The following is a 4,470-nucleotide window of genomic DNA, read 5'->3' on the forward strand; positions in this document are numbered from 1 at the left end:
GTCGGCCTTGCCGCCTGCGGCCCCGGCGTCCGCCTTCGCGTCGCCGGAATCCTTGCCTGCGTCGTCGGTGGCGTCGGTGGCGGCGGTGGCATCGGTGGCGGCGGTGGCGGCGTCGGAATCGGAAACGGCCTCGGCGGCCTCTTCGGACGCGGCCTTCCCGTCCTCGTCGTCGAGGGCCGCCTTCTCCTCCCCCGGGACGGGGGTGTTCGCCTCGGCCCCGGCCGCGCGCAGGGCCGACAGCTGCCACGGCCACGGGCGCGGGGTGGCTCCGGGGGCCAGCCTGCTCGGATGCTCACGCCCCTTGGTCGCGAACGCGAAGTAGGCCACGGCGGCGAGGAACACCAGCGCGGAGGTGAAGTTGTTGATGCGGATGCCGAAGATCTCGGTGGCCTCGTCGTCACGCATCAGTTCCACGAAGAAGCGGCCGAAGCAGTAGCCGGCCACGTAGAGCGCGAACAGGCGGCCGTGGCCGATGCGCAGGCGCTTGTCGATCTGCACGAGCAGCACCACCACGAGCACGTTCCACAGCAGCTCGTAGAGGAAGGTGGGGTGGACGATCTTCTCCACCACACCGTTGGAGACCCCTGCCATCGCGTCCGGGTTGCCCTCGGCGTCGAAGCGCGGATAGATCTCCAGCCCCCACGGCACGGTGGTCTCGCGACCGTAGAGCTCCTGGTTGAACCAGTTGCCGAGGCGGCCGATGGCCTGGGCGAGCAGCACGGGCGGGGCGATGGCATCGCCGAAGGCGGGCAACGGGATCCGATAGATGCGGCAGGCAATCCAGGCGCCGATGCCGCCGAGGAGGACCGCGCCCCAGATACCCAGGCCGCCCTGCCAGATGTAGAGGGCCTCGATCGGGCGCGCGCCCTCGCCGAAGTATTTCTCCCAGTCCGTGGCCACGTGGTAGAGCCTGCCGCCGACCAGACCGAAGGGCACCGCGAACATCGCCACGTCGAGCACCGTGCCCTCGCGGCCGCCGCGCGCCTGCCAGCGCCGCTCGCCCCACCAGATGGCGACGATGATGCCCAGGATGATGCACAGGGCGTAGGCGCGCAACGGAAACGGCCCGAGGTTCCACACACCCTGCGCGGGGCTGGGAATGTAGGCCAGCACATCGCTTCGTAAGGTCACGAGGCCACCGTAGTCGAGACGCTGTGCCGCAGGCGATCCGGCCGGTTGCCCGGCCGGTGCGGCTCCGGGGAGACCAGCCGGAACCGGCTCAGGAGGCGACGGTCGCCGAACGCACGCCCTCGGCCAGTTCGGCGGTCAGCGCGCGCACCGCGTCCAAGCCCTCGCCCGCCGCGCTGACCAGTGCGGAGCCGACGATGACGCCGTCGGCGAAGGAGGCGATCTCGGCGGCCTGGGCGCCGTCGCGCACGCCGAGACCGACGCCGATCGGGATGTCGGAGTGCGCCCTGATACGCGCGCACAGCGCGGGCGCGGCCGAGGAGACCACGTCACGCGCACCGGTGACGCCCATGGTGGAGGCGGCGTAGACGAAGCCGCGGCTGGCCTCGAGCGTCTTCACCAGACGCTCCTCGGTGGACGAGGGCGCGACCAGGAAGATGCGGTCGAGATTGTGGGTCGCCGAGGCGATGAACCACTCATCGGCTTCCTCGGGGATGAGATTGGGGGTGATCAGGCCCGCGCCGCCCGCGGACTCCAGATCGCGCGCGAAGCGGTCCACGCCGTAGGCCAGCACCGGATTCCAGTAGGTCATCACCACGGCCTGACCGCCCGCGTCGGCGACGGCCTGCACGACCTTGAACACGTCGCGCACCCGCACGCCCCCGCGCAGCGCCTGCTCGGCGGCGGCCTGGATGGTGGGGCCGTCCATCACCGGATCGGAATAGGCCACGCCCACTTCGATGATGTCGCAGCCGGATTCGACCATCGCCCGCACCGTGGCGATCGAGGCGTCGAGATCGGGATAGCCCGCGGGCAGGTAGCCGATCAGCGCGGCGCGGTGTTCGGCGCGCGCGGTGGCGAAGGTGTTGGCGAGACGGGACTGCTGGCTCACTGGTCGGACTCCTTGCCGGTGTCGGTCTGCGCGGGATCGGGCGCGGCTTCGTCGAACAGACCGAACCAGCGGGCGGCGGTGTCCATGTCCTTGTCACCGCGGCCGGACAGATTGACCAGAATGATCGCGCCCTCGCCGAGCTCGCGGCCCAGCTTCAGCGCGCCCGCCACCGCGTGCGCGGACTCGATGGCGGGGATGATGCCCTCGCTGCGGCTGAGCAGCAGCAGCGCGTCCATCGCCTCGGTGTCGGTGATCGGCCGGTACTCGGCGCGGCCGATGTCCTTGAGCAGCGCGTGTTCGGGGCCGACGCCCGGGTAGTCCAGTCCGGCGGAGATGGAATGGCTCTCGATGGTCTGGCCGTCCTCGTCCTGCAACAGGTACGAGTAGGCGCCCTGGAAGGCGCCGGGGGTGCCGCCGGTGAAGGTGGCGGCATGGCGGCCGGTCTCCACACCGTCGCCCGCGGCCTCGTAGCCGACCAGGCGCACGCCGGGATCGTCGAGGAAGGCGTGGAAGATGCCGATGGCGTTGGAGCCGCCGCCCACGCAGGCCGCGACCGCGTCGGGCAGCCTGCCGGTGAGCGCGCGCACCTGTTCGCGAGCCTCCAGGCCGATGATGCGCTGGAAGTCGCGCACCATCATCGGGAACGGATGCGGGCCCGCGGCGGTGCCGAAGCAGTAGTAGGTGTCCTCGGCGTTGGTGACCCAGTCGCGCAGCGCCTCGTTGATGGCGTCCTTGAGGGTCTCGGAGCCGCTGGACACGGCCACCACCTCGGCGCCGAGCAGGCGCATGCGCGCCACGTTCAGCGCCTGGCGGGCGGTGTCGACCGCGCCCATGTAGATCACGCAGTCCAGGCCGAGCAGCGCGCAGGCGGTGGCGGTGGCCACGCCGTGCTGGCCCGCGCCGGTCTCGGCGATGACACGCTTCTTGCCCATGCGCTTGGCCAGCAGCACCTGGCCGAGCACGTTGTTGATCTTGTGCGAGCCGGTGTGGTTGAGGTCCTCGCGCTTGAGCACGATGCGCGCGCCGCCCGCGTGCTCGGCCAGCCGGGTGCACTCGAAGACCGGCGACGGGCGGCCGGTGTAGTCGCGCTGGAGGCGGTCGAGCTCGTCGAGGAAGGTGCGGTCCGAGCGGCACTTCTCGTAGTCGGCGGTGACCTCCTCGATCACCGCCATCAGCGCCTCGGGGACATGCCTGCCGCCGTAGACGCCGAAGTGGCCGCCGTGATCGGGTTCGTGCGCGCTCGGATGGGCGACGCCGTCACTGGCCTTGGGCAGTTGCATCGACGTCATCAGCGCCCCCTCCGGGCAGGCTTCGGGCATGAGGGATGGGTACCCGCGGTCACCAGTTCCGACACCGCGGCACGTGGATCGCCGCTGGTCACCAGGCCCTCGCCGACGAGAACGGCGTCCGCGCCCGCGCCCGCGTAGGCCAGCAGGTCGGCGGTGCCCCGGATGCCGGACTCGGCGACCCGGATCACCTCGGTGGGCAGGCCGGGGGCGATGCGCGCGAACACGTCGCGGTCGACCTCGAGGGTCTTGAGGTTGCGCGCGTTGACACCGATGACCGAGGCGCCCGCCTCCAGCGCGCGGTCGGCTTCCTCCTCGGTGTGCACCTCGACCAGGGCGGTCATGCCCAGCGACTCGGTGCGGTCGATGAGCGAGGCGAGCACGTCCTGTTCGAGGGCGGCCACGATCAGCAGGATCACGTCGGCGCCGTGCGCGCGGGCCTCGTGGATCTGGTACGGGCCGACGACGAAGTCCTTGCGCAGGATCGGGATGTTCACCGAGGCGCGCACGGCGTCGAGGTCGTCGAGCGAGCCGCCGAAGCGCCTGCCCTCGGTGAGCACGCTGATCACGCGCGCGCCGCCGTCGGCGTACGCCTTGGCGAGCGAGGCCGGATCCGGGATGTCGGCGAGCGCGCCCTTGGAGGGACTGGCCCGCTTGACCTCGGCGATGACGCCGATGCCGTCCTCCAGAAGAGCGGCCCGAGCATCGAGGGGCGCGGGAGCCTTCGCCGCGGCCGCCTTGATGGACGCGAAATCCAGGCTGGCTTCACGAGCGGCCACGTCCGCGCGAACCCCGTCGAGAATCGAGTCGAGTACCGTCATCTGGCTCGAATCCTTTCCTGGGAGACGCCACTTGCTGCCTGAGAATCCCCCAAGGCGCCGTCTCACCGATGTTGACAAAGAATAAATGGCCGGTCATCCCGTCCGGGCGGCGGGGTGGCAGGGATCTGTGTGTGCCGCGTTCGGTAACCTGCATCACCCCGCGCGCGGGCGGCGGGCGCACGGGCGAGGCGGACGGCGCCGCCTCAGCGAGCCCGGCCCGGCGGCCCCTCGCCGCCGTGCGGATCGTCCTCGGTGGGGTCCTCCCCCGCGTCGAGAGCGCCCCAGAGCACCCGCTCGGACAGCCCGCCCTCCCCCGTCGCGCCGCCGCGGCCGTCCCGGCCCT

At 71.4% G+C, this 4,470-nt stretch carries 4 protein-coding genes; all 4 read right to left on the reverse strand.

Annotated elements, in window-relative coordinates; genetic code table 11:
- Nucleotides 1-1,131, reverse strand: a 1,131-nt coding sequence (lgt, locus tag QH283_RS08500; RefSeq protein WP_280502472.1) for a prolipoprotein diacylglyceryl transferase, incomplete at its 3' end; no start/stop codon positions are given.
- 88 nt (nt 1,132-1,219) lie between these two features.
- On the reverse strand, nt 1,220-2,020 hold the full coding sequence (gene trpA, locus QH283_RS08505; RefSeq protein WP_280502473.1) for a tryptophan synthase subunit alpha: 801 nt from the start codon (nt 2,018-2,020) through the stop codon (nt 1,220-1,222).
- Nucleotides 2,017-3,309 (reverse strand): tryptophan synthase subunit beta, encoded by a 1,293-nt coding sequence (trpB, locus tag QH283_RS08510; protein WP_280502474.1) that lies wholly within the window; start codon nt 3,307-3,309, stop codon nt 2,017-2,019. The genes trpA and trpB overlap by 4 nt, the downstream gene beginning before the upstream one ends.
- Nucleotides 3,309-4,127, reverse strand: coding sequence for an indole-3-glycerol phosphate synthase TrpC (gene trpC / locus QH283_RS08515; RefSeq protein WP_280502475.1), 819 nt, complete (start codon nt 4,125-4,127; stop codon nt 3,309-3,311). The genes trpB and trpC overlap by 1 nt, the downstream gene beginning before the upstream one ends.
- Nucleotides 4,128-4,470: the final 343 nt, after the last annotated feature.

It is taken from the genome of Nocardia farcinica (assembly GCF_029867845.1).
Lineage (GTDB): Bacteria > Actinomycetota > Actinomycetes > Mycobacteriales > Mycobacteriaceae > Nocardia > Nocardia farcinica_A.

Coding starts and splice junctions, on each gene's coding strand:
- trpB (WP_280502474.1), bottom strand. CDS start 3,309: ATGACGTCGATGCAACTGCCCAAGGCCAGTGACGGCGTCGCCCATCCG.
- trpC (WP_280502475.1), bottom strand. CDS start 4,127: ATGACGGTACTCGACTCGATTCTCGACGGGGTTCGCGCGGACGTGGCC.